A 24,258-nucleotide genomic window follows, 5' to 3' on the forward strand; every position below is an offset into this window, starting at 1 on the left:
CGGCGCCCCCACTACCTCTCGAAGCGGTAGCCCATGCCCGGTTCGGTGATGAAGTGCCGGGGGTGCGAGGGGTCCGCCTCCAGCTTGCGGCGCAGCTGGGCCATGTAGACCCGCAGGTAGTTGGTCTCCGTCCCGTACGAGGGCCCCCAGACCTCCTGGAGGAGCTGCTTCTGGCTGACCAGCTTCCCGCTGTTGCGCACCAGCACCTCCAGCAGGTGCCACTCGGTGGGAGTGAGGCGTACGTCGCGCCCCTCGCGCACCGCCTTCTTGGCGGCGAGGTCCACCGTGAACCCCTCGGTCTCGACGACCACCTCGTCCTCGCCCGTCCCGGCGGACGGCTCGGCCCGGCGGACGGCGGCGCGCAGCCGGGCCAGAAGCTCGTCCATGCCGAAGGGCTTGGTGACGTAGTCGTCGGCGCCGGCGTCGAGGGCCTCGACCTTCTCGTCGGAGCTGTGCCGGGCGGAGAGCACCAGGATCGGCACCCGGGTCCAGCCGCGGAGCCCCCTGATCACCTCGACCCCGTCCATGTCGGGCAGGCCGAGGTCGAGGACGACCACGTCGGGGTGGCGGGCGGCCGCGAGTTCCAGGGCGCCCGCCCCGTCCGCGGCCGCGTCGACCTCGTAGCGGCGCGCCTTGAGGTTGATCACGAGGGCTCGGACGATCTGCGGCTCGTCGTCCACTACGAGCACCCGGGTCATTGAGGTCCTGCTTTCTGTCGTTCGGGGCGGTCCCCGGTTGCGGTCGTTTCCTGCTCCGGGGGCTGCGCCGCGGCGGGGTCCGGCGGGCGGGCGCGGGTGACCGCGCGCAGGGTGAGCACCATGGTCAGCCCGCCCCCGGGGGTGTCCTCGGCGGCGAGGGTGCCGTCCATGGACTCGGCGAAGCCCCGGGCCACCGCCAGTCCCAGGCCCACCCCGGCGCCGCGCGGGGCGTCCCCGTGCCGCTGGAACGGGGCGAAGATCCGGTCCTTGGCCTCGTCCGGGACCCCGGGCCCCCGGTCGACGACGCGCACCTCGACCCGGTCGCCGAGGAAGCTGGCCGCGACCAGCACCGGCTCCCCGAGGGGGCTGTACTTGACGGCGTTCTCCACCACGTTGGCCACGGTCCGCTCCAGCAGCCCCGGGTCCACCGCCACCATCGGCAGGCTCTCCGGCACGTCCAGCACCACGCTGTCCTCCGGTACGCCGCCCAGCGCCATCGGGACCACCTCGTCGAGGTCGATCTCCCGGATCAGGGGGGTCACGGTGCCGGTCTGCAGCCGGGACATGTCGAGCAGGTTGCCCACCAGGTGGTCGAGCCGGTCGGCGCCGTGCTCGATGCCCGCGAGCAGCTCGGCCCGGTCCTCCTCGGACCAGTCCACGTCGTCGGAGCGCAGGGAGCTGACGGAGGCCTTGATGGAGGCCAGGGGCGTACGCAGGTCATGGCTGACGGCGGCCAGCAGGGCGGTCCGGATCCGGTTGCCCTCGGCCAGCCGGCGGGCCTCCTCGGCCTCCCCCACGAGCCGCTGGCGGTCCAGCACCACCGCGGCCTGGGCGGCGAAGGCGCCGAGCACCCGGCGGTCCTCGGCGGGCAGCACCCGCCCGGACAGGGCCAGGGCCATGTCGTCGCCGATCGGCATGTCCACGTCCGCGTCCTCGGGGCGGGCCGCCGGGGCCGGGCCGACGCTGCCGGCCGGCTTCCAGGGCTCGAGCTCGCCCGCCCGCTCCAGCAGGGCCACCGACTCCATCGCGAAGGTCTCGCGCACCCGCTCCAGCAGCGCGTCCAGGGCGGTCTCGCCGCGCAGCACGCTCCCGGCCAGGAAGGAGAGGATCTCGGACTCGGCCCGCAGCCGCGCGGCCTGGTGCGTGCGCCGGGCGGCCAGGTCCACCACCGAGGCCACCGAGACGGCCACCCCGAAGAAGACCGAGATGGCCACGATGTTCTTCGGATCGGACACGGTGAACCGGTGGACCGGCGGTGCGAAGAAGTAGTTCAGCAGCAGGGAGCCGAAGGCGGCCGAGGCCAGCGCCGGCCAGCGCCCGCCCAGCAGGGCGGCGGCCACGGTCAGCGAGAGGAACAGCAGCATCTCGTTGGCCAGGCCCGGGTCGGCGTTCACATGGGTCAGCAGGACGGCCAGCAGGGCGGGGCAGAGGATGCCGACGACCCAGCCGGTGATGATCCGGGTCCGCCCGAGCCGGGCCGCCGAGCGGGCCACGGGCAGCCCGCGCCCCTTGGCGACCTCCTCGTGGGTGACGATGTGCACGTCGAGGTCGGGCCCCGAGTCCCGGGCGACGGTGGCGCCCACCCCGGGCCCCAGGACGTACTGCCAGTGCTTGCGGCGGCTGGAGCCCAGCACGATCTGGGTGGCGTTAATCCCCCGGGCGAAGGCGAGGAGGGCCTCGGGGACGTTGTCGCCAATGACATGGTGAAACGTTCCGCCGAGATCCTCGACCAGGGTCCGCTGGACCGCCAGCTCCTTGGGGGAGGCCGAGGTCAGCCCGTCGCTGCGGGCGATGTAGACGGCGAGGATCTCGCTGCCGGATCCCTTGGCGGCCATCCGCGAGGCCCGGCGGATCAGGGTGCGCCCCTCGGGCCCGCCGGTGAGCCCCACGACGATCCGCTCGCGCGCCTGCCAGGTGGAGTGGATGCCGTGCTCGCCCCGGTACTGCTGGAGGTACTCGTCGGCCCGGTCGGCGACCCACAGCAGCGCCAGCTCGCGCAGCGCGGTGAGGTTGCCGGGCCGGAAGTAGTTGGAGAGGGCCGCGTCGACCCGGTCGGACTTGTAGATGTTGCCGTGCGCCATGCGCCGGCGCAGGGCCTGCGGGGACATGTCGACCAGCTCGATCTGGTCGGCCCGCCGCACCACCTCGTCCGGCACCGTCTCGCGCTGGCGCACCCCGGTGATCGTCTCGACCACGTCCCCGAGGGACTCCAGGTGCTGGATGTTCACGGTGGACACCACGTCGATCCCGGCCCGCAGCAGCTCCTCCACGTCCTGCCAGCGCTTCGCGTTGCGCGAGCCGGGGACGTTCGTGTGCGCGAGCTCGTCCACCAGGGCCACGGCGGGGCGGCGGGCGAGCACCGCGTCCACGTCCATCTCCGTGAAGGCGGCCCCCCGGTAGGACAGCTCCCGCCGGGGCACCTGCTCCAGGCCGTGCAGCATGACCTCGGTCCGCGGCCGCCCGTGGTGCTCGACGAAGCCGACGACGCAGTCCGTGCCCCGCTCCACGCGGCGGTGGCCCTCCGAGAGCATGGCGTACGTTTTGCCCACACCGGGTGCCGCGCCCAGATGAATCCTTAGCCTGCCGCGTCCCATGCGCCCATTCTCGGGGACGTTCCTGCTGTTCACGCACCGAAGTGGTGCCGGACGGACATCCCTGACACATCCCTGACACCCGCCTGCGGCGCCGCACCCGGGCATGCCGGTGGGCCCCGCCCGTGAAGGGATCGGGGCCCACCGGCGGAAAACCGCCCTGTGCCGGGTCCGGGTCAGCGGACCTCGGTGATCTCCGGACCGCGCTCCAGCTGGCCCATGCCGCCGCCGAAGCGCGAGCCCTCCTGGTCCTCGGCCGTCTGCACGCCGTCCGGCACCATCTGGGCGTCGTTCGGCAGCTTCAGGACGATCGGGTCGCGCGGGGCCATCGGGCCGTCGCCGCGCAGGACGACGGTGTCCCGGAAGATCTGCTCCAGCACGCCGGCCGACTCGGGGCGCACCGCGCCCTGGCCGGAGATGACACCGCGCAGGAACCAGCGCGGGCCGTCGACGCCGACGAAGCGCACCAGCTGGGCGCCGGTCTGGCCGTCGGGCAGCGGTACGGGGACCTGCGCGCGCAGCTCCCAGCCCAGCGGGCCGTCGACCTCGTCGATGATGCCGCCCTGCTGGGTGATGCCCGAGGCGATCTCGTCGCGGACCTCGCCCCAGATGCCCTCCTTCTTGGGCGCGGCGAAGGCCTGCAGCTGCACGGCGCTGTCGCCGAGGACCACGGTGGCGGCCACGATCGCGTCACCGGCGACCTCGACGCGCAGCTCCATGCCCTCGACACCGGGTACGAGGATGCCGCCCAGGTCGACCCGGCCGTCGGCCGGGTTGCCGAGCACCTCGGAGACGTCCCAGGGGCCGTCGGGCCGCGGGGCCGGGGGCAGGTTCAGCCGGCGCGGCGCGGCGGAGTCGTCGCCGCCGTCGCGCTCATCGCCGGCCACGCGGTCCACGACCTGCTCGGCCGCGCCGCCGTCCTTGGCGGAATCGTTCTTCTTGCGACGTCCGAACACGTCACTGTCCTTCCCGGTCGGATACGACCGAAGCGTAGCCATTCCCACCCTGCTGACCAGCCCCGGATCCGGCCACGGCCGCATGACCGCCGGTAGAGCCGAACCCCCCGTCGGCCCGGGCCGAGCCGGGAAGCTCCGCCACCTCGTGGAAGCGCACCTTCTCGACCCGCTGGACAACCAGCTGGGCAATGCGGTCGAAACGCTCGAACCGCACGCTCTCGCGCGGGTCGAGATTGACCACGATCACCTTGATTTCCCCACGGTACCCGGCATCCACCGTCCCCGGGGCATTCACGAGCGCGAGCCCGCAGCGAGCGGCCAGGCCGGAGCGCGGGTGCACGAAGGCGGCGTACCCGTCGGGGAGGGCGATGGAGACGCCGGTGGGCAGTACGGCCCGCTCCCCCGGCTCCAGCTCGGCGGCCACGGTGGTCACCAGGTCGCAGCCGGCGTCGCCGGGGTGGCCGTAGGCGGGAAGGGGCACCTCGGGGTCGACGCGGCGGATCAGCACGTCGACGGGAGCGTGGTTGTTCTGGGACATCAGGGGTTCACCTCGAAGGCGCGTGCGCGCCTGACCTGGTCCGGGTCGGCCATCGCCGCCCGGATCTCCTCGGGCCGACCGTTGTCGATGAAGTGGTCGACCTTCACCTCGATGAAGAGCGCGTCCGCGCGGACGGCGACGGGGCCGTCCGCGCCGCCTATCCGGCCCACCGCCGTGCAGTAGATCTTCCGGCCCGCGACGGCGGTGACCTCGGCCTCCAGGTACAGCACGGTGTCCACGGGCACGGGCCGCACGAAGTCGGTCTCCAGCCGTCCGGTCACCGCGATGACGCGCAGCAGCCAGTTCAGGGAGCCCAGCGTCTCGTCGAGCGCGGTGGCCAGCACGCCGCCGTGGGCGAGACCGGGCGCGCCCTGGTGGGCGGGCCTGACGGTGAACTCCGCGGTGACGCGTACGCCCTCACCCGCGCGGGCCTCCAGATGGAGCCCGTGCGACTGGCCCCCGCCGCAGCCGAAACAGTGTTCGTAGTGCGCGCCGAGCAGCTCACCGGGCGCCGGGGCATCGGGGTGCCGGACCGGCGCGGTGGCGTCGGCCGGGGGCGTCAACGCTGTGTTTCGTCCACTCACAGCCGCTGACCTTACCCGCGCGGCTACCCGCCGGTCGCCTCGTGGGAGGCTTGGGCTCATGCAGCTCTCCCCCGCGCACCACGACGAACGCCTCTCCGCCCCCCGCTCCTGGTGGGGCATCGCCGCGCTGACCGGTCTGGCGTGCGCGCTGATGCTGCTGCCGCTCGGGACCCTGCCGCTGCTGGCGGGGCTGGTCGGCGGCGCCGCGCTGACGGGGATGCTGGTGAGCTCGTACGGTTCCGCGCGCGTGCGCGTGGTGAACGGCGCGCTGGCCGCGGGTGACGCCCGGATCCCGGTGACGGCCCTGGGCGAGCCCGAGGTGCTGGAGGCGGAGGAGGCCCGCGCCTGGCGCACGTACAAGGCCGACACCCGCGCCTTCATGCTGATGCGCAGCTACGTCCCCACGGCGGTCCGGGTGGAGGTCACGGACCCGGCGGACCCGACCCCGTACGTGTACGTCTCCACGCGCGAGCCCCAGGCCCTGGCGGCCGCCATCCGCGCGGCGAAGAACGTCCCCGCCGGCGCCTGAGTCCCGGCGGGCGCGCCCGGGGCGGAGAGATCCCGGGCGGAGAGATCCCGGGCGGAGAGATCCCGGGCGGAGAGATCCCGGGCGGCGGGGTCCGGGACGGCGGGGTCCGGGACGGGGGTCCGCCGGTCGGGCTCAGCCGCGAGCGCCCGGGTCCGGACCCTCCAGTGCGGCCCTGGTGACCCCGGGAAGGGCCTGGGAGGGGGCGTCAAGGGGCTGGAGCTCCGCCAGGGCTTCCCAGGGCACGGCCCGGCGCCGCAGGTCAGCACGCACCTTCTCGGCGAGTTTCCTGGTGTCCCGGCGGTTCATGACCGCTCCTACGGCCGCGCCCACCATGAAGGGCATGAGGTTCGGCAGGTTGCGGATCATCCGCTTCATGATCTGCTGGCGCAGCTCGCGCTTCATCTGACCGCCCAGCGCCGCGTTCAGCGTCGTCGGCTTGGTCAGGTCGATCCCGCGCTCCTGGGTCCAGGACGTCAGGTAGGCGAGGCTGCGGTCCTTCAGGGCGCCCGGCGGGCGCTGCCCGTAGACCTCGTGCAGCTCGGCGATGAGCTTCAGCTCGATCGCGGCGACGCCGGTGATCTCCGCGGCCAGCTCCGCCGGCATCGCGGGCGGCACGGGAAGCATGGCCGCGGCGCCGATGCCCGCGCCCACGGTGGAGGTGCCGTTGGCGGCCCCGGTGATCAGCTTGTCGGCCAGCTGATCGGGACCGAGGCCCGGGAACTGCGCGCGCAGCGTCGCGAGGTCCCGTACCGGAACGCGCGGGGCGTTCTCGATGATTCGGTCGGTGATGTACAGGGCGGCGGCTCTCGCACTCTCGCCGCCCTTGCGCACACCGTTCTTGACGGCTTGCATCCGACGCGCCCCGGGCCTGCCCCGGGACTCCTCGTCCGCCACTGTGGCCGGCGGCACCGCCTCAGCGGTGTCGGACGGCACGACAGTCGTCCCGAAGGGCCGGCCGCCGGGAGCTCCGGGGCCCGTTTCCGGGCCCTTGGCCACCGCCTGAGCCTGCACCTCCGGATCGCCGGATTTCCGGAAGCGCAGCTTCCGAAACGGCGTCGAGCCGGTCACGGCCGTCCTCAGTCGCAGTCGCGACAGATCGGCTGACCGTTCTTCTCCCGCGCCAGCTGGCTGCGGTGGTGAACCAGGAAGCAGCTCGTGCAGGTGAACTCATCGGCCTGCTTGGGCAGCACCCGGACGGCCAGCTCCTCATTGGAGAGGTCCGCACCGGGCAGCTCGAGGCTCTCGGCGCCGTCGAAGTCCTCGACGTCTACGTTCGAGGACGACTTCTCGCTGCGCCGGGCCTTCAGCTCTTCAATGCTGTCGTTGTCGACGTCGTCGTCGGTCTTGCGTGGGGTGTCGTAGTCCGTTGCCATTTTGTTCGCTCTCCCCCTCTGGGATTTAGCGGTGTCTCAGCGCACGTAACGCGCGAGAGGCCGGACTTGTGCCCGACCTGAGGCGGAGATTTTGCCTCACATCAAGGTCTGTTACTCAATCGACACCCAGCCGCATGCCCGAAGGCCCTTGTGGCTGGGATGTCGAGCGGGACCGTACACGGTCCGGGGGCCGTCTTGCACGAACGCCACCCCGTGTATTTCCCGCCATCAGGGGGGCCGGAAACCCGGACTTCCCGGGCTTTCCGGCCTCCCTTGGGTCACAGAACGCACATGACCCGACACTCGACACTGTGATCGATCACACAGGAGCCGTCCACGGGCGCCCCCTTCCGTTCTGCTGACGGCGAACAGGGCCCCGGGTGGATCAAAGGGGCAACGTGACACGCATCACGAGGCCACCGCCCTCCCGGGGGGTCGCGAGGATGCGGCCGCCGTGTGCGCGCGCCACGGAGCGCGCGATCGACAGACCGAGCCCCACACCCTTGTCACTGCCCGTGCGCTCGGTACGCAGCCGTCTGAAGGGCTCGAAGAGGTTGTCCACCTCGTACGCGGGAACCACGGGACCCGTGTTCGAAACGAGGAGCACCGCCTGGCCGTGCTGGACCTCGGTCGTGACCTCCACCCAGCCGCCCTCCGGCACGTTGTACCGGACGGCGTTCTGCACCAGGTTGAGGGCGATCCGCTCGAGCAGTACGCCGTTGCCCTGGACCACGGCCAGGGCGCGCTCGCCGCGGATCTCCACGCCCTTGCCGAGGGCCTCCCCGCGGGCCTGGTCGATGGCGCGCGAGGCGACCTCCGCCAGGTCGACCGGTTTTCGCTCGACGATCTGGTTCTCGCTGCGGGCCAGCAGCAGCAGCCCTTCGACCAGCTGCTCGCTGCGCTCGTTGGTGGCCAGCAGCGTCTTGCCCAGCTGCTGGAGCTCCACGGGCGCTCCGGGGTCCGAGAGGTGGACCTCGAGCAGCGTCCGGTTGATGGCCAGCGGGGTCCGCAGCTCGTGCGAGGCGTTGGCCACGAAGCGCTGCTGGGCCGTGAAGGCCCGCTCCAGGCGGTCGAGCATCTCGTCGAAGGTGTCGGCGAGCTCCTTCAGCTCGTCGTCCGGCCCGTCCAGCTCGATCCGCCGGGTCAGGTCGGAGCCGACCACCCGGCGGGCGGTCCGGGTGATCTTGCCCAGCGGCGAGAGCACCCGGCCGGCCATCGCGTAGCCGAAGGCGAAGGCGATGACGCTCAGGCCCAGCAGGGCCATCAGGGAGCGGCTGAGCAGGTCGTCCAGGGCGTGCTTGCGCTGGTCGAGGATGCACTGCCCGATCGCGGCGTTGAACTGGTCGATCGACTGGTCGATGCCCACGCCGGAGCAGGTGGTGCTGGAGACCTCGACCTTCTGGCCGCCGACGATCTTGAACGGGAGCGCGTTGCCCTCCCGCAGGGCCTGCGCGGCCAGCAGGTAGATGATCGAGAGCAGCAGGATCCCGGCGATCAGGAACATGCCGCCGTACAGCAGCGTGAGGCGTATCCGGATCGTGGGCCTCAGCCAAGGGAAAGGACCCTCGGGCTGGCCGGGGTCCCAGGTCGGTTTCGGTGGCGCCGCCGGTGGCGCCGGGGTCGCGGCCACCGGGTCAGATCCGGTATCCGGAGCCGGGCACGGTCACGATGACGGGCGGCTCCCCGAGCTTGCGGCGCAGCGTCATCACGGTCACCCGGACCACGTTGGTGAACGGGTCGGTGTTCTCGTCCCAGGCCTTCTCCAGCAGCTGCTCGGCGGACACCACGGTCCCCTCGCTGCGCATGAGCACCTCCAGCACCGCGAACTCCTTGGGCGCCAGCTGCACCTCCCGGCCCTCGCGGAACACCTCGCGCCGGTTCGGGTCCAGCTTGATGCCGGCCCGCTCCAGTACGGGCGGCAGCGCGACGGTCGTACGCCGCCCGAGGGCGCGCACGCGGGCGGTCAGCTCGCTGAAGGCGAAGGGCTTGGGCAGATAGTCGTCGGCCCCCAGTTCGAGGCCCTCGACGCGGTCGCTGACGTCACCGGAGGCGGTGAGCATGAGCACGCGGGTGGGCATGCCCAGTTCGATGATCTTCCGGCAGACGTCGTCACCGTGCACCAGCGGAAGGTCCCGGTCGAGCACGACCACGTCGTAGTCGTTCACCCCGACGCGCTCCAGGGCCGCGGCGCCGTCGTACACGACGTCCACGGCCATGGCCTCCCGGCGCAGGCCGGTGGCCACCGCATCGGCGAGCAGCTGCTCGTCCTCGACGACGAGTACGCGCACGTCGTTTCCTTCCTTCGAGCCCAGAAGGGCACACGTGTATTGCGCCTCCATCCTGCCGGTTTCGGCCGTAAACCGGCTGTAAGGCGCCCTGGGGCCCGTCCGGGACGGGTGTGCGGGGGTGGAATTGAGGATTCCCTCGCCTTACGAGGTTTCTGGGCCCAGGGTGCCGGGGAGGACGACAGCACACCCCAACCACACCCTGACGCGGCGGACTGCTCCGTGCTCTCCCGCCGCCGACCCACGCAGAGGGGGCGCACCCACCATGGACGCATTCACCGCGGGTCTCCTGCAGCGCATCAAGGCCACGCAGTCGGACCTCAGCAAGGCCCGTGAGACGGGCGACGACTACCTCGCGGATGTGGAACAGGCCGAGCTGGAAGATCTCCAGCGGCTCGCCGCAGAGCACGGCGTTCCGGTCTCCGCCGCCTGACCCGACGGCACCTACGAGCTCACAGCGCATCCACCGGACCCCGGCCGCCTCCCAGGCGCCCGGGGTCCGGTGCTGTGCCGTGCTGTGCCGTGCCGTGCCGTCAGTCGTGCCGTCAGTCGTGCCGTCAGTCGTGCCGTCAGTCGTGCCAGGCTCCGGCTTCCTCCAGCAGCGGCTGGAGCGAGGCGAAGACCGCCGGGGAGGCCGCCAGCGCCAGTTCCCCCGAGGCCGGCTCGGAGGGCCGCCCGCCGGTCAGGGCCCCCGCCTCGCGGGCGATCAGCTCGCCCGCCGCGAGGTCCCAGGGGTTCAGCCCGCGCTCCCAGTACCCGTCGAGGCGCCCGGCCGCGACATCGCACAGGTCGAGCGCCGCCGAGCCGGCGCGCCGGATGTCCCGCACCAGCGGGATGATCTGCCGGGCGACCTCGGCCTGGTGGGCCCGCCGGGTCTGGACGTACCCGAACCCGGTGGCGACCAGCGCCTGGTCCAGCGGCACGTCCGCCCGGCACCCGAGCCGGCGCCCGCCCATCCAGGCCCCGCCGCCGAGCACCGCGTGGTACGTCTCCCCGCGCAGCGGCGCCGCCACGACGCCCACCACCGTCTCGCCCCGGTACTCGGCCGCGATGGACACGCCCCAGCCGGGCAGCCCGTAGAGGTAGTTCACGGTGCCGTCCAGCGGGTCGACGACCCAGCGCACCCCGCTCGTGCCCGGTACGTCCGCGCCCTCCTCGCCCAGCAGCCCGTCCTCGGGCCGCCGCTCGGCGAGGATGCCGGTGATCAGCTTCTCGGCGGCGATGTCCATCTCGGTCACCACGTCGATCGGGCTGGTCTTCGTCGCGGCCACCGCCAGATCGGCCGGTCTCCCGTCGCGCAGCAGCTCCCCGGCCCGCCGGGCGGCCTCCAGGCCCACGTCCAGCAGTTCCGCCGTCAGCTCCGCAGAAATCATCACGGTCCCTTTCCCCTACGCGTACGGGCTGTCCGCGCCCGCGGCCGCCGGCCGGGGCGTCCGCGCCGGGCAGCAGCCCACGGCGCACAGGTCGTGGCTCGGGCCGAGCAGGCCCAGCGCGCACCGCTCCACGGTGTCACCGCGCTCGGTGGCGGCCCGCTCCAGCACGAGGTCGCGCACGGCCGCCGCGAAGCGGGGGTCCGCACCGACCGTCGCCGACCGGGCGACGGGCAGGCCCAGTTCCGCGGCCTTGGCCGTGGCCTCGGTGTCGAGGTCGTACAGGACCTCCATGTGGTCCGAGACGAAGCCGATCGGCACCATCACCGCCGCCGGCGCCCCGGCCCCGTGCAGGGCCTCCAGGTGGTCGCAGACGTCCGGCTCCAGCCAGGGGATGTGCGGGGCGCCGCTGCGGGACTGGTAGACCAGCTCCCAGGGCAGCCCGGTGCACGTCTGCGCCCGCACCGCGTCGGCGATCACCTTCGCGACGTCCAGGTGCTGCCTGACGTACGCCCCGCCCTCGCCGTGCTCCTCGGCCGGACCCGAGGTGTCGGCCGCGGCGTTCGGGATGGAGTGCGTGGTGAAGACCAGGTGCGCCCCGCCGCGCACTTCGGCCGGCAGGGAGTCCAGCGCGGCGAGCACCCCGTCGATCATGGGCTGCACGAAACCGGGGTGGTTGAAGTAGTGCCGCAGCTTGTCCACCCGGGGCAGCTCGGCCACGCCCTCCTCGGCGAGGGCGGCCAGCGCGTCGGCGAGGTTCTCGCGGTACTGGCGGCAGCCCGAGTACGAGGCGTAGGCGCTGGTCGCGAGGACGGCGATGCGGCGGCGGCCATCGGCGGCCATCTCCCGCAGCACGTCGGTCAGGTAGGGGGCCCAGTTCCGGTTGCCCCAGTACACCGGCAGGTCCAGCCCGTGCTCGGCGAAGTCCTTGCGCAGGGCGTCCAGCAGCTCGCGGTTCTGCCCGTTGATCGGGCTGACCCCGCCGAATCCGAAGTAGTGCTGCCCGACCTCCTTGAGCCGCTCGCGCGGGATGCCCCGCCCGCGGGTGACGTTCTCCAGGAACGGCACGACGTCGTCGGGGCCCTCGGGGCCGCCGAAGGACAGCAGCAGCAGGGCGTCGTAGGGGGCGGCGAGGGCTTCGGCCGCGGGCGCGTCGGGGGCACGGAGCTGGTCTGACATGCGTCGAATCCTGCCACCCGGCGTCTGCCGGGGAGAACCGGCCGGTCCGCATCACGGACACGGCGTAGGTAAGGTAACCCTAAGTTCCACCGTTGATTTTTCCCCATGCGGGCGCCTTGTCGGCAGTCGTAACCTGTATGGGCCTATGCCGTCCCTTACGGAGCGACCTTGCCCAGTCCCTACCGCGCGATCTTCGCGGCCCCCGGCACCAAGGGGTTCAGCGCCGCCGGCCTCATAGGCCGGCTGCCGATCTCCATGGTGGGCGTCGGCATCCTCACGATGATCTCGGAGATCACCGGACGCTACGCGATGGCCAGCGCCCTCACCGGCACCCTCGCCCTCGCCGCCGCCTTCGTCGGCCCCCTGGTCTCCCGGCTCGTGGACCAGTACGGGCAGCGGCGGGTGCTGCGCCCCGCGACCCTGATCTCCGTCGCCGCCGTCACCGCCCTGGTGCTCGCCGCGGCGAACGGCCTCCCCGACTGGACGCTCTTCGTGTGCGCCGCCGTCGCGGGCTGCGTACCGAGCGTCGGCTCGATGGTCCGCGCCCGCTGGACCGTGCTCTACCGCGACTCCCCGCGCGAGCTGCACACCGCGTACTCCTTCGAGTCCGTGGTGGACGAGGTCTGCTTCATCTTCGGCCCGATCCTCGCCATCGGGCTGTCCACCACCTGGTTCCCCGAGGCCGGGCCGGTGATCGCGGCCGTCTGCCTGCTCGTCGGCGTCTGGCTGCTGACCGCGCAGCGCTCCACCGAGCCGGCCCCGCACCCGCGCGGCCGGGACGCGGACCGCGCCTCGGCCCTGCGCGCCCCCGGCCTCCAGGTGCTGACGGCCACCTTCGTGGCGACCGGCGCGATCTTCGGGTCCATCGACGTGTCCACCCTGGCCTTCGCCGAGGAGCAGGGGCACAAGGCCGCGGCCAGCTTCATCCTGGCCATCTGGGCGGCCGGATCCTGCCTGGCCGGCATCGTCTTCGGCCTGCTCCACCTCAAGGGCCGGACCGAACGCCGCTGGGTACTGGGCATATGTGCGATGGCCGTGAGTATGATCCCCCTCCTACTGGCCGGGAACCTTCCGTTTCTGGCCGTGGCGCTCTTCGTCTCGGGCCTCGCCATCGCTCCCACGATGATCACCACGATGGCCCTGATCGAAGCGCACGTACCACGCGCGAAGCTCACCGAGGGCATGACCTGGATCAGCACCGGCCTGGCGGTCGGGGTGGCGGTCGGCTCCTCGGTGACCGGTCTGGTCATCGACGCCGCCGGGGCCCAGCGCGGGTTCGTCGTCTCGATCTCCTCGGGAGTGGCCGCGGCGGCGGTGGCGTTCGCGGGTTACCGCCGGCTGACGAGGCCGGCGCAAGGGGAGGAGCCTGCCAGCGATGGCGACGTCGGGGACAGCAACAACAGCGAAGAACGGACCGGCCGCGTGGCGTAACTGGGCGGGCAACGTCAGCGCCACGCCCACGCGCGTGGTGACCCCGGCCTCGGTCGGGGAGCTCCAGGAGGTGGTACGCCGGGCCGCCGAGGAGGGGCTGCGGGTGAAGGCGGTCGGCACCGGCCACTCCTTCACCGCGGCGGCGGCGACGGACGGGGTGCTCGTACGGCCTCAGGCGCTGACCGGGATCCTGTCGGTCGACCGGGCCGCCGGCACCGTGACGGTGGCGGCCGGCACCGTCCTGGAGGACCTGAACCGGGACCTGGCCCGCCAGGGCCTCTCGCTCACGAACATGGGCGACATCATGGAGCAGACGGTCTCCGGCGCCACCAGCACGGGCACCCACGGCACCGGCCGCGACTCGGCCTCCATCGCCGCCCAGATCCGCGCGCTGGAGCTGGTCACCGCGGACGGCCGGCTGACGACCTGCTCCGAGAAGGAGAATCCCGAGGTCTTCGCCGCCGCCCGGCTCGGCATCGGAGCCCTGGGCATCGTCACCTCCATCACCTTCGCGGTGGAGCCGCTCTTCTTCCTGACCGCCCGTGAGGAGCCGATGCGCTTCGACCAGGTGGCATCCGAGTTCGACCAGCACGTCGCGGAGAACGAGCACTTCGAGTTCTACTGGTTCCCGCACACCGGCAACTGCAACACCAAGCGCAACAACCGCAGCCAGGGCCCCGCCGCCCCGCCCGGCCCGGTCAGCGCCTGGGTCGAGGACGAACTGCTGTCCAACGGTCTCTTCCAGGCCGTCAACTCCCTGGGCCGCGCGGTCCCGGCGGCCATCCCCTCCATCGCCCGCCTCGCCAGCCGCGCCCTGTCGGCGCGTACGTACACGGACATCCCGTACAAGGTGTTCACCAGCCCGCGCCGGGTGCGGTTCGTGGAGATGGAGTACGCCCTTCCGCGCGAGCGGGCCATCGAGGCCCTGCGGGAGCTCAAGGCGATGGTCGGCCGCTCCCCCCTGCGGATCAGCTTCCCGGTGGAGGTGCGGACGGCTCCGGCGGACGACATCACGCTGTCCACGGCCTCGGGGCGGGACACGGCCTACATCGCGGTGCACATGTACAAGGGCACCCCGTACCAGGCCTACTTCACGGCGGCCGAGCGGATCTTCACCGCCCACGGGGGACGGCCGCACTGGGGCAAGGTGCACACCCGGGACGCGGAGTACCTCGCCGGGGCCTACCCGCGCTTCGGCGAGTTCACCGCGCTGCGGGACCGGCTGGACCCGGACCGGCTGTTCGGCAACGACTACCTGAGGCGGGTCCTCGGGGGCTGACCCCCGCTCAGGGGGCGCCGCCCCCCTGCTCCTGGCCGCCCGCGCCCGGGGTGGCCCCGCCGCTCGCTCCCGGGGTGGGGCCTGCGGTCGGGGTGTGCCCAGAGGGCGACGGGCCGGGGGTGGGCTCCCCCGAACCGGAGGCGGTGGGGGCGGGGCTCTGGCCGCCCTGCGAGCGGGAGGGGCTCGGGGAGGTCCCGGGGTCCGGGGTCTTCCCGTCCTTCCCGCCGCGCTCGGCCTCCTGCTCCGGCCGGCCCTCCCGGTCCTTGCCGCCCTTGCCGGCCTTCTCCGGGCGGGTCTGCGGCGGGGCGCCCTTGTGGTCGGGGGCCGTACGGGAGCCGGCCGACAGCAGGGTGCGGCCGTCGCTGCTGACCGAGGTGCCCGCGAAGGCCTCGTACGCCCCGAGGCCTCCGACGGCGAGGGCGAAGGCCGCCGCGGAGGCCACCGCCGTGCGCTTCCAGCCCCGTACGCGGGTGCCGTGCACGGTGGCCTCGCCGAACTCCCCGGGCGGCGCGGCCGCGGGCCCCGGCCCGGCTTCCGGCGACGGCACCTGACGGGCCCTGGGGCGGGCGCTCTCGCGCAGCTGGTCCCCGGTGCGCCGGAAGACGTGCTGGATCACGGGCCCGCCGGCGGTGGCCACCACGCTGACCACGCCGGCGCCGAGGATCGTCCCGTACACGCCCATCTTCGAGGCGAGCAGGGCCGCCGCGACGGTGGCGAGGGAGCTGCCCGCGACCTGGGTCACGCTCAGGTCCAGCTTCTTGCGCCGCGGCTCCTCCGGATTCGCCGTACCGTCCGGGTTCGCCGTACCGTCCGCCCGGGCTTCCTTCGCCGTGTTCTGACCCATCGCCATCCCCTGCGTGTCCCGCCTCTCGCGCCTCTCCTCTTCCTGCAGTTACCGACCCCTGAGCGAAACGGAAAGTTCCGTTTCTGCGGATTCTGTGAAGCAGGACACCCGAAAACGAGCGCGTACGCAGGTGGATCCGGAAATGGACCTGATTCCGGGCAGCCCAACTCGCGCCGCCCGGGACAAGTTCGGCGGCGCGGCGGTCCACCCGGGTGGCCCGAATGGAGTACTGTGACGAGCCCTGGGACCGTCCTTCCTTGCGGATGTCCGGACCCCGGGAGAGGGGGCCGGCTGATGGAGAAGCGGCACTCAAGACCGGTGATGCCGCGGTATCGCACGGGCTCCTGCTGCGCACAGTAACCACTCGGTCACTGTGCGTGCCCAACAGGTAACCGTGCCATAACGTCGATCAAGGGCGCATGCCCGACACGCCGGTTTAACTCGGCAAGGTTGTGGCAGGCTGCACCCGGGCAGGCCACACTCGACTAGCGGAAGCAGCGACGCACGTGACGTCGGCAGGCACCACCCGGGAGGTCCCCATGCCCGAACTGCGTGTCGTGGCCGTCTCAAATGACGGCACACGACTGGTGCTCAAGGCTGCCGACAGCACGGAGTACACGCTTCCGATCGACGAGCGGCTGCGGGCTGCCGTACGCAACGACCGCGCGCGCCTGAACCAGATCGAGATCGAGGTGGAGAGCCACCTCCGCCCCCGCGACATCCAGGCCCGCATACGGGCCGGTGCCTCCGCGGAGGAGGTCGCGCAGCTCGCCGGCATCCCGGTCGACCGGGTACGCCGCTTCGAGGGTCCCGTGCTGGCCGAGCGCGCCTTCATGGCGGAGCGGGCCCGCAAGACCCCCGTACGCCGCCCCGGCGAGAACACCGGGCCGCAGCTCGGGGAGGCCGTGCAGGAGCGCCTCACGCTGCGCGGGGCCGACAAGGACTCCGTGCTGTGGGACTCCTGGCGCCGCGACGACGGCACCTGGGAGGTCCTGCTCGTCTACCGGGTGGCCGCCGAACCGCACTCGGCGAGCTGGACGTACGACCCGCCGCGCCGGCTGGTCGTCGCGGTGGACGACGAGGCCCGCTCCCTGATCGGCGAGGCCGACGACCTGCCGTCGACCCCCGAGCCGAGCTTCCCCTTCGTGCCGAGGATCGCCCGGCTGCCGCGGGACCGGCCGCTGGACCGCGCGCTCGACCGGCAGCTGGAACGGCCCGAGAGCCGGCCCGCCCCGCCGCCCGCGCCGGAGCCCGAGGAGGAACGGGACACGCTGACCAGCCTGCTGGAGGCGGTGCCGAGCTTCCGGGGCGACCTGGTGGTCCCGGACCGTACCGAGGCGCCCGCCGAGGAGTCCGAGACCGAGGAGCCCCCGGCCGCGGCGGCATCGGCCGGCGCCGGTGCGGCGTACGCGGACGTACTCATGCCGCGCACGGTGGCGGGCCACCGCGAGCGGCTGACCGGCACCACCGACCGCCAGGCCGAGGCCGACGGGGTCCGGCCGGGGCGCCGGGCCGCGGTGCCCAGCTGGGACGAGATCGTCTTCGGCACCCGGCGCAAGAAACAGGAGTAGCGGCAGAGCAGCGGCAGGAGCGGCCGTCCGGTGGCCCCCCGAGGGGTGCCACCGGCTGCCGCCGCGTCAGGCGCCCGGGCCCGTCAGGGGTTCGGGCCCGTGGCCACGGGGCGCTCCGGGTCCGAGGACCACTGCGACCAGCTGCCGGCGTAGAGGGCGGCGGGGATGCCCGCCACCGCGAGCGCGAGCACCTCGTGCGCTCCGGAGACGCCCGAACCGCAGTACACACCCACCTCGGTGTCCCCCGAGGCACCCAACTCCGCGAACCGGGCGCGCAGTTCCCCGGCCGGCCGGAAGAGTCCGCCCGGGCCGACGTTCTCCGTGGTCGGGGCCGACACCGCGCCCGGGATGTGCCCGCCGACCCGGTCGATCGGCTCGACCTCGCCGCGGTAGCGCTCCCCCGCCCGCGCGTCGAGCAGCAGTCCCGAGCGGGCCAGTGCCGCCGCCTCGTCGGCGTCCAGCAGCCCCAGCGCCCCGGGGTTTGGCTTGAAATCGCCCTCGTCCGGTGTCGGTGCGTGGGCAGTCACCGCGCCGCCCGCCGCCGTCCACGCGGCCAGGCCGCCGTCAAGTACGCGCACCGCCGGGTGGCCCGTCCAGCGCAGCAGCCACCAGGCGCGGGCGGCCGCCCAGCCCTGACCGCCGTCGTACACGACCACCGGTTCGCCGGCGCGCACCCCGGCCCGGCGCATCACGGCGCCGAAGGCCTCCGGGTCGGGCAGCGGGTGGCGGCCGCCGGCCCCCGGCGGACCTGCCAGTTCGCGGTCGAGGTCGACGTACACGGCGCCGGGCAGGTGCCCGGCCTCGTAGGCGGGGCGCTGGTCGGGGCCGCCCAGCTGCCAGCGGACGTCCAGGAGCACCGGCGGCCGGGGAGCGGCCAGCTCGCTCATCAGTTCGGAGGCCGAGAGGATCGCAGTCATGGGCCCATCTTCCTCCCCACCCTCGAACCCGTGTAACAAGCCGGACATCGACGGGCCGCAGTGATTCGGTCATCTCTGTTCCGCGCCCCGATCATGCGGCCGGTCGGGACGCGCCGGGTGCCGCGGAGTGGAAGCATCTGCGGGGAACAGGGACACGACGGCAGGAGACGGCTGACATGACGGAGGCAGCGGGGGCTTCGCGGCTCGCGCCCGGCACACCGTGCTGGGAGAGCCTGATGGTGCACGGCCTCGGGAGCACGGAGGACTTCTACGCCGACCTCTTCGGCTGGGAGTACGAGCCCGGCCCCACCCAGCTCGGCCCGGGCGTCCGGGCGTTCCTCGACGGCGTGGAGGTCGCCGGCATCGGCGAGATGCCGCCGGACCGCCACCTTCCGGTGGCGTGGACCACGTATTTCGCCACCGACGACGCCGACTGCACCGCGGAGGCGATCCGGTCCTGCGGGGGCACGGTCGCGGTGGGCCCGCTCGACGCGGGGGCGGCGGGCCGGATGGCGATCTGCTCCGACCCGCTGGGCGCGATCTTCGGGATCTGGCAGACCGACGGGCACCTGGGCGCCCGTCGGACGGGGGTGGCGGGCACCCCGGTGTGGAACGAGCTGGTCACCCAGGACACCTCGACGGTGGGCAAGTTCTACCAGCACGTCTTCGGCCACGAGGCCGAGCGGCACCCGGCGGCCTCCGCCGACTTCGACTACCTGACCCTGCGCCTGGACGGCCGGCCGGTCGCCGCGGTGCACGGGGTCGGCCGGTCGCTGCCGCACGACCGGGGGCCGCACTGGATGACGTACTTCGAGGTGGAGGACCCCGACCTGGCGGCCGCCCGGGTGACCGAGCTGGGCGGCCGGGTCCTCACCCCGCCCCGGGAGCGGATCACGGGCCGGCTGGCCCTGGTCGCGGACCCGGAGGGAGCGGTCTTCGCCCTGCTGCGGACGGCCTCGGCCTAGCCGCGGCCCTGGAGCGGCAGCAGCTGGGGACGCTTGGCGGTGCGGCCGTCGCCCGAGGAGGTGCCGCGCAGCCGGCGGCCGAGCCAGGGGCCGAGGAACCCGGCCAGCCAGGCCAGCTCCGCCGCGGCGGCCTGGGCGCCCGTGCGGGCCGGCCGGGGCGGCAGGGGGTGCGTCCAGGCGCTGTCGCTGCCCGGCAGGTCCAGGGCCTCGGCCAGGGCCGCGGCGATCCGGGCGTGGCCGAGGGGACTGGCGTGGAGCCGGTCGGCGGTCCACAGGCGCGGGTCGGTGGCGACGGCCGCCCGGCCGGTCTCGGCGACGACGACCCCGTGGCGGGCGGCGGCGGCGCGGATGCGGGTGTTGAGCTCGGCCACGCGGGGGCCCAGCGGCCGGGCCAGGGGCGCGATCCGCGCCACGTCGGGGAAGGTCACCGTCGCCACCCGGGCCCCGGCGGCCGTCAGCGCGGCGAACATCTCCTCCAGCTCCCCCGCCACCTCGGCGGCGTCGAACCGGGGCCGGAGCACGTCGTTGACCCCGGCGACCACGGTGGCCACGTCGGGCCGCAACTCCAGTGCGGGCACCAGCTGTTCGGTACGGACCTGTCCGGCGAGGCGGCCCCGGACGGCGAGGTTGGCGTACCGCAACCCGGGGGCGCCCGCCGCGAGGTGCCCGGCGAGCCGGTCGGCGAAGCCCCGCAGGCCCACCGTGTCGTTCCCGTCTCCGAGCCCTTCGGTCTGGCTGTCGCCCAGGGCGACGTAGCGCAGGTACTCATCGTTCCGCACGGTTGCTCCCCGTCCTCTTCCTCTTCCTCAGCACGTCCGCGGTCCGCAGGCACCAGTCCCGGTGGCCCTGCTCGAAGGCCAGGCCGCGCAGGCAGGTCAGGTACCCGCCGATCCGCTCGCCCCGCAGCAGGTACTCCTCCTCGTCCATGTCCCCGCGCATGTTCCGCAGCAGCTTGCCAAGCAGTTCGATCTTGGCCTCGGCGGCGGTGGCCCGCGCCTCGAGCTGCTCGATCACCGGCGCCGTGCCGATGCGGTCGGCGTTCTGGACCTTGACGAGGAGGTCGTCGCGGATGGAGGAGGGCTTGGGGGCGGCCCCGGCGAACCGCTCCAGTTCGGCGCGGCCGGCGTCGGTGACCTGGAACAGCCGCTTGTTGGGCCGGCTCTCCTGCACCACCTCCCGGCCCTCGACCAGCCCGTCCGCCTCCAGCCTCGCCAGTTCCGCGTAGAGCTGCTGGGGCAGGGCGTGCCAGAAGTTCGCGACGCTGATGTCGAAGGCCTTCGCCAGCTGGTATCCGCTGTACTCGCCGTCGAGCAGCGCCGCCAGTACCGCGTGCCGCAAGGCCATGGCCGCTCCCTCTTCCCTTTTGGTGCCCGCCCCGGCACCATACTCAAAAAAGTGACTAGTCGCATTATTGAGTAGTCACCCACAGGAGGAGGGGTCATGGAGACCGCAGAACGCTTCCGCGCCGCCGTGGAGAAGCGCGATCTCGCCGCGCTGGACGACCTGTTCACGGAGGACATCCGGCTCTACAGCCCGGTGAAGTTCACCCCGTTCGAGGGCAAGGCCGCCGTGCTGGGCCTCTTCGGCGTCCTGCTGCGCACCTTCGAGGACCTGCGCTACCTGGGGCGGCTGGACGGCACGGCCGAGACCAGCGCCGACGGCGAGGAGGCCCCGTCGACGATCCTGCCCTTCCGGGCCCTGGTGGCGGGCAAGCAGATCCACGGCATCGACCTGCTCCAGTTCGACGACGCGGGCCGGGTGAAGGAGTTCACGGTGATGGTCCGCCCGCAGTCCGCCGTCCACGCCCTGGGCGAGGCGGTACTCGCGGGCCTGGTCGCCGACGGCCTCGTACCGGGGGCCTGACCCCCGGTCGGCGGGCTGCCGGCCACCGGGGGGTCAGTCACCCCTCGAAGGCCGGTACTCCGCCCAGGTCTTCGGGGTCTCCGAGATCCGGACCGCCGTCAGTTCGGGGATCCGTTCCGTCCACTGGTCGAAGATCCAGACGGCGAGGTTCTCCGCGGACGGTGAGATACCCCCCCCCCCCCCCAGCGCCTCGTTGAGGTGACGGTGGTCGAAGGTCTCGTCCATCCACTGCTTGAAGGCGTCCAGGTCCCGGTAGTCCCGCACGAACCCCGCCTCGGTGAGGTCTTCCCGGCGGGCCGAGAGCTCGATGACCACGGCGTAGTTGTGCCCGTGCATCCGGGCGCACGGGTGCCAGCCCGGCAGCCGGTCGAGCACGTGGCTGGCCGAGAAGTGGAACTCCTTGGTGATCGTCAGCATGGCCACCCCAGTCTCCCCCTCGAGCCGTTCACAGGGCGGCCCCGCCGGACGCGAGGAGGGCACGGTTGAGCGGCACCCCGGCCAGGAACCGCTCGCGCACCTCCGCGTCCGCGATCAGCCCGGCCTTGCGGAGGACCTCGCGGCGGGCGCGGTCGAGCAGCCCCCGGGCCTCCCCTTCCGCACCCTGCGCCGCGAGGGCGGAGGCGCAGTGGTAGAGGACCTCCTCCGTCCGCAGCGCCGGCATGTCCCCGACCTCGTCGAGGAGCCGCAGGGCCGCCCGGGCCTGCTCCCCGGCCGCGGCGGCGTCACCCTGGCGCATCAGGATGCGGCTGCGCAGGCAGTACGCGGCGATCTCGCTGCGCACCATGCCGCTGCGCCGGGTCTCGGCGCAGGTGGCCACGGCGAGCCGCGCCGCCTCCTCGAGCGCCTCTGCCGCCAGGGGCCCGTCCCCGTCCGCGCCGACGAGGAGCACCTCGGCGTGGAGGTTGCGGACGATGGGGACGAGGTTGGCCAGCCAGGTCCGCTCGGTCTCCGCCCAGGCGTCGGCGATGAGCCGCCGGCTCTCCTCCCGGGCGTCCGGGCGGTCCGCGAGGACGCGGGCGAGGAGCGCGGCGTTGTAGGCGTGCCAGGCGCTGTCCCCGCCGCGCTCCGCCTCGAAACCGAGCGCCTCGCGCAGCGCCTCCTGCGCCCCGCGCTCGTCGCCCAGGCCGAGCTGCACCTGGGCGAGGTAGTTGAGCGCCATGGGCAGCTCCGCCTTCAGTGGCTCCGCGCGCAGCCGCGCCACGCACCGGCCGAGCCGGGTCAGCGCCTCGGACAGGTGCCCGCTGTCGAAGAGCGTGATGCCGAGCTGCATCTCCCCCAGGTTGCGGGCGTGCTGGAGCACCGGCTCGGCGCCACCGCCGAGGCCCGGGTCCGAGGCGTACATCCGCTCCGCCTCGCGCAGCTGCGCCAGGCCGTCGGCGAGCTTCCGCTTGGAGACCTGGCGGCCGTACTCGACACGGGCCACGAACAGGGCCGCCGGGTCGCCGTGTTCCTCGGCCAGCTCCACGGCCGCCTTCAGCTTGTCCAGGGAGGGTACGAGTCCCCGCGTCGCCAGCAGGGTCTTGCCGCGGAGCAGGGTGGCCCGGACGACGAGTGCGGGGTCCGCGCAGCGGGCAGCGGCGGCCTCCGCCTCGGCGGCCAGGGCGTCGATGTCCGGGCCGCCGGCGGGCCGGCTCTGGCCCCGCCAGCGCACCTCGGTCAGCGACAGCAGCAGCTCCACGGCCCGTACGAACCGCTCGTCCCCGCCCTCGGCGCCGGCCGGCAGCTCCCGTACCGCCTTGATCACTTCCTCGCAGTGCCGCTCGGCCTCCGAGAAGGACAGCCCGCGCGTCGCCGCGTCGCGGGCCAGCTCGAAGTGGGCGTCGGCCGAGGCGATGAGGCAGGAGGGGCCGCCGTTGCGGAGGTGGTGGGCGATCTCCAGCCGGCGCTCCAGCGACATGGTCTGCGGCGGGCCCTGCCCGAGGACCCGCGCGATGCGCGCGTGGCGCGAGCGCAGCTGCTCGCCGCTCTGCTGCGTGTAGACCACGCTCCACAGGGCGCGGTGCTCGAAGCGGTAGCAGTCGGCGGCCTCCCAGCGGGCCCACGCGGGCGGCGTCTCGGGGACGACCAGCCGGTGGTCGCGGGCGATCAGCCGCAGCCGCTCCATCACGGTGTCGTGCGGCAGGTCCGTCACGGCGGCGACCGTGTGGGAGAGGAACACGTCCCCCTGGGTGGCCGCGGCGGCCAGCAGGACGCGGTCCTGGTCCGCCAGCGCGCGCAGCCGCTCCTCCACGACGCGCGAGAGGCTGGCGGGCAGGGGCACCTCGGCGCCGTCCCGCGGGGTCCACTCGTCCAGGCAGAGCGATACGAAGATCGCGTGCCCCCCGGTCAGTTCGGCGAGCCGGCGGGAGAGGGCGGGCGGGGCCGCCGGATGGCGCTGCGCGACGAGTTCGGCGATCGCCTCGTGCGGCAGCCCGCGCATCGTCCGGCGCCGCAGCAGCCCCTCACTGGCCCAGCTGTGCAGCAGCGCCTCGACCGCGGACTCCTTGCCGTCCGCGTACGCCCCGTCGCTCGTGTGGCTCAGGACGACGGCCAGCTGTTCGCGGGCGAGTCCGCGCAGCAGCTGGTCCAGGACGAACTGGCTGCTCTCGTCGATGTGCTGGACGTCGTCGATCACGATCACCGTCGGCGGGCCCTGCCGGACCAGGTCGAGCAGGCCCTCGACGATCCGCAGCGCCGCCGCGTGCCGGAAGGGCAGCAGGCTGTCGAAGGGCATCGAGCCGGAGTCGAGCGAGGCCTCGGTGATCTCCCTGCCCAGGGTGAACACCGCCCCGAGGCCCGGGACGATCGCGGAGAGCACCTCCGGAGCCGACCGGACCACCCCCTGCCCGGTCGCGCCGAGCATCCGCCGGAAGATCCCGCGCCGCCGGGGCTCCTGGGACTCGCCCAGCTTCAGGAGCAGGTCGAGCACCGGCCCGTACATCAGGTCGGGCCCGATCCCGGGCCGGCACCGGGTGGACACCACGCGGCAGGCCGCGGGAGCCTCCGCCTCGAACGCCCTCAGCAGGGCCGACTTGCCCATCCCCGACACTCCGTCGACCGCGATGGCCTGCCCGCCCTGCCCGTCCCCGAGCGCGGCGACGACCGAGCGCAGCTCGTCCATGTGCTCCACGCGATCGACAAATCCGATCGGCACCCTCATGCCCCCGTCCCACACCACATCAGCAGGTGCTGCCCACGGTAGATCACGCCGATCCGGCACACCCGCGAATCGACGCGTTCCGGCCGCCGCGCGGCCCCGGATCCACGTCGACGTCACACACGGCAAGTACTTGCTACTGTGGCAAG

The 24,258-nt window shown here is 73.3% G+C and carries 24 protein-coding genes; 7 read left to right on the top strand and 17 right to left on the bottom strand.

Features of this window, described 5'->3' with window-relative positions:
• Positions 1-11 precede the first annotated feature (11 nt).
• The 5 genes from OOK34_RS02440 to OOK34_RS02460 form a co-directional block, all read right to left on the bottom strand.
• The gene (locus OOK34_RS02440) at positions 12-698 is read right to left on the bottom strand and encodes a response regulator (RefSeq protein WP_267032213.1); all 687 of its coding nucleotides are present in this window, start codon (positions 696-698) and stop codon (positions 12-14) included.
• Positions 695-3,292 (bottom strand): sensor histidine kinase KdpD, encoded by a 2,598-nt coding sequence (locus tag OOK34_RS02445; RefSeq protein ID WP_267032214.1) that lies wholly within the window; start codon positions 3,290-3,292, stop codon positions 695-697. Before OOK34_RS02445 ends, OOK34_RS02440 begins: the two co-directional genes overlap by 4 nt.
• 173 nt (positions 3,293-3,465) lie before the next feature.
• On the bottom strand, positions 3,466-4,245 hold the full coding sequence (locus OOK34_RS02450) for a DUF3710 domain-containing protein (RefSeq protein ID WP_267032215.1): 780 nt from the start codon (positions 4,243-4,245) through the stop codon (positions 3,466-3,468).
• 1 nt (position 4,246) lies between these two features.
• Positions 4,247-4,783, bottom strand: a complete 537-nt coding sequence (gene dut, locus OOK34_RS02455; protein WP_267032216.1) for a dUTP diphosphatase — start codon at positions 4,781-4,783, stop codon at positions 4,247-4,249.
• Entirely contained in the window at positions 4,783-5,367 is a 585-nt protein-coding gene (locus tag OOK34_RS02460) for a PaaI family thioesterase (RefSeq protein WP_267032217.1), read from the bottom strand. Before OOK34_RS02460 ends, dut begins: the two co-directional genes overlap by 1 nt.
• A gap of 58 nt (positions 5,368-5,425) precedes the next feature.
• Here OOK34_RS02460 and OOK34_RS02465 point away from each other — a divergent pair, with 58 nt between their 5' ends.
• The gene (locus OOK34_RS02465; protein WP_267032218.1) at positions 5,426-5,896 is read left to right on the top strand and encodes a DUF3093 domain-containing protein; all 471 of its coding nucleotides are present in this window, start codon (positions 5,426-5,428) and stop codon (positions 5,894-5,896) included.
• A 132-nt stretch (positions 5,897-6,028) separates the two neighbouring features.
• Here the strand turns inward: OOK34_RS02465 and OOK34_RS02470 are convergent, their stop codons facing one another.
• The 4 genes from OOK34_RS02470 to OOK34_RS02485 all read right to left on the bottom strand — a co-directional run bounded on the left by OOK34_RS02470 (position 6,029) and on the right by OOK34_RS02485 (position 9,557).
• Positions 6,029-6,964, bottom strand: a complete 936-nt coding sequence (locus OOK34_RS02470; protein WP_267032219.1) for a hypothetical protein — start codon at positions 6,962-6,964, stop codon at positions 6,029-6,031.
• 8 nt (positions 6,965-6,972) lie between these two features.
• Entirely contained in the window at positions 6,973-7,269 is a 297-nt protein-coding gene (locus OOK34_RS02475) for a DUF4193 domain-containing protein (protein WP_267032220.1), read from the bottom strand.
• A 385-nt stretch (positions 7,270-7,654) separates the two neighbouring features.
• On the bottom strand, positions 7,655-8,899 hold the full coding sequence (locus OOK34_RS02480) for a HAMP domain-containing sensor histidine kinase (RefSeq protein WP_267032221.1): 1,245 nt from the start codon (positions 8,897-8,899) through the stop codon (positions 7,655-7,657).
• Positions 8,900-8,903: 4 nt separating this feature from the next.
• Entirely contained in the window at positions 8,904-9,557 is a 654-nt protein-coding gene (locus tag OOK34_RS02485; protein ID WP_267032222.1) for a response regulator transcription factor, read from the bottom strand.
• 262 nt (positions 9,558-9,819) lie between these two features.
• Between OOK34_RS02485 and OOK34_RS02490 the strand changes: the two genes are divergently transcribed.
• A complete protein-coding gene (locus OOK34_RS02490) occupies positions 9,820-9,987 on the top strand; it encodes a hypothetical protein (RefSeq protein WP_164720975.1) in 168 nt (55 codons plus the stop codon).
• 136 nt (positions 9,988-10,123) lie between these two features.
• Here OOK34_RS02490 and OOK34_RS02495 read toward each other — a convergent pair whose 3' ends face one another.
• Together OOK34_RS02495 and OOK34_RS02500 are read right to left on the bottom strand one after the other, a co-directional pair.
• Positions 10,124-10,927 (bottom strand): inositol monophosphatase family protein, encoded by an 804-nt coding sequence (locus tag OOK34_RS02495; RefSeq protein WP_267036594.1) that lies wholly within the window; start codon positions 10,925-10,927, stop codon positions 10,124-10,126.
• Positions 10,928-10,942: 15 nt separating this feature from the next.
• Positions 10,943-12,103: a ferrochelatase gene (locus OOK34_RS02500; RefSeq protein ID WP_267032223.1), complete on the bottom strand. Its 1,161-nt coding sequence runs from the start codon at positions 12,101-12,103 to the stop codon at positions 10,943-10,945.
• A gap of 168 nt (positions 12,104-12,271) precedes the next feature.
• On the opposite strand from OOK34_RS02500, the gene OOK34_RS02505 reads away from it, so the two are divergent.
• Positions 12,272-13,534 (top strand): MFS transporter, encoded by a 1,263-nt coding sequence (locus tag OOK34_RS02505; RefSeq protein WP_267032224.1) that lies wholly within the window; start codon positions 12,272-12,274, stop codon positions 13,532-13,534.
• On the top strand, positions 13,479-14,813 hold the full coding sequence (locus OOK34_RS02510) for a D-arabinono-1,4-lactone oxidase (protein WP_267032225.1): 1,335 nt from the start codon (positions 13,479-13,481) through the stop codon (positions 14,811-14,813). Before OOK34_RS02505 ends, OOK34_RS02510 begins: the two co-directional genes overlap by 56 nt.
• Positions 14,814-14,820: 7 nt before the next feature.
• On the opposite strand, the gene OOK34_RS02515 is transcribed toward OOK34_RS02510, so the two are convergent.
• Positions 14,821-15,657, bottom strand: coding sequence for a hypothetical protein (locus tag OOK34_RS02515; RefSeq protein ID WP_267032226.1), 837 nt, complete (start codon positions 15,655-15,657; stop codon positions 14,821-14,823).
• Between the two features lie 539 nt (positions 15,658-16,196).
• Here OOK34_RS02515 and sepH point away from each other — a divergent pair.
• Complete coding sequence (sepH, locus tag OOK34_RS02520; RefSeq protein WP_267032227.1) at positions 16,197-17,228, top strand: septation protein SepH; 1,032 nt, start codon at positions 16,197-16,199, stop codon at positions 17,226-17,228.
• Positions 17,229-17,311: 83 nt separating this feature from the next.
• On the opposite strand, the gene OOK34_RS02525 is transcribed toward sepH, so the two are convergent.
• Positions 17,312-18,145 carry a sulfurtransferase gene (locus OOK34_RS02525; protein ID WP_267032228.1) on the bottom strand — a complete coding sequence of 278 codons (834 nt, stop codon included), beginning with the start codon at positions 18,143-18,145 and terminating at the stop codon, positions 17,312-17,314.
• 176 nt (positions 18,146-18,321) lie between these two features.
• On the opposite strand from OOK34_RS02525, the gene OOK34_RS02530 reads away from it, so the two are divergent.
• Entirely contained in the window at positions 18,322-19,110 is a 789-nt protein-coding gene (locus OOK34_RS02530; RefSeq protein ID WP_267032229.1) for a VOC family protein, read from the top strand.
• On the opposite strand, the gene OOK34_RS02535 is transcribed toward OOK34_RS02530, so the two are convergent.
• Both OOK34_RS02535 and OOK34_RS02540 read right to left on the bottom strand, forming a co-directional pair.
• On the bottom strand, positions 19,107-19,889 hold the full coding sequence (locus OOK34_RS02535; RefSeq protein WP_267032230.1) for an SGNH/GDSL hydrolase family protein: 783 nt from the start codon (positions 19,887-19,889) through the stop codon (positions 19,107-19,109). The genes OOK34_RS02530 and OOK34_RS02535 overlap by 4 nt on opposite strands.
• Positions 19,876-20,454 (bottom strand): PadR family transcriptional regulator, encoded by a 579-nt coding sequence (locus tag OOK34_RS02540; RefSeq protein WP_267032231.1) that lies wholly within the window; start codon positions 20,452-20,454, stop codon positions 19,876-19,878. Before OOK34_RS02540 ends, OOK34_RS02535 begins: the two co-directional genes overlap by 14 nt.
• 96 nt (positions 20,455-20,550) lie before the next feature.
• On the opposite strand from OOK34_RS02540, the gene OOK34_RS02545 reads away from it, so the two are divergent.
• Entirely contained in the window at positions 20,551-20,973 is a 423-nt protein-coding gene (locus OOK34_RS02545; protein ID WP_267032232.1) for a nuclear transport factor 2 family protein, read from the top strand.
• 33 nt (positions 20,974-21,006) lie between these two features.
• Here the strand turns inward: OOK34_RS02545 and OOK34_RS02550 are convergent, their stop codons facing one another.
• Together OOK34_RS02550 and OOK34_RS02555 are read right to left on the bottom strand one after the other, a co-directional pair.
• Positions 21,007-21,390: a 6-carboxytetrahydropterin synthase gene (locus tag OOK34_RS02550; RefSeq protein ID WP_267036595.1), complete on the bottom strand. Its 384-nt coding sequence runs from the start codon at positions 21,388-21,390 to the stop codon at positions 21,007-21,009.
• A gap of 28 nt (positions 21,391-21,418) precedes the next feature.
• Positions 21,419-24,112: an AAA family ATPase gene (locus OOK34_RS02555; RefSeq protein WP_267032233.1), complete on the bottom strand. Its 2,694-nt coding sequence runs from the start codon at positions 24,110-24,112 to the stop codon at positions 21,419-21,421.
• Between the last annotated feature and the right edge of the window lie 146 nt (positions 24,113-24,258).

The organism is Streptomyces sp. NBC_00091 (genome assembly GCF_026343185.1).
Lineage (GTDB): Bacteria > Actinomycetota > Actinomycetes > Streptomycetales > Streptomycetaceae > Streptomyces.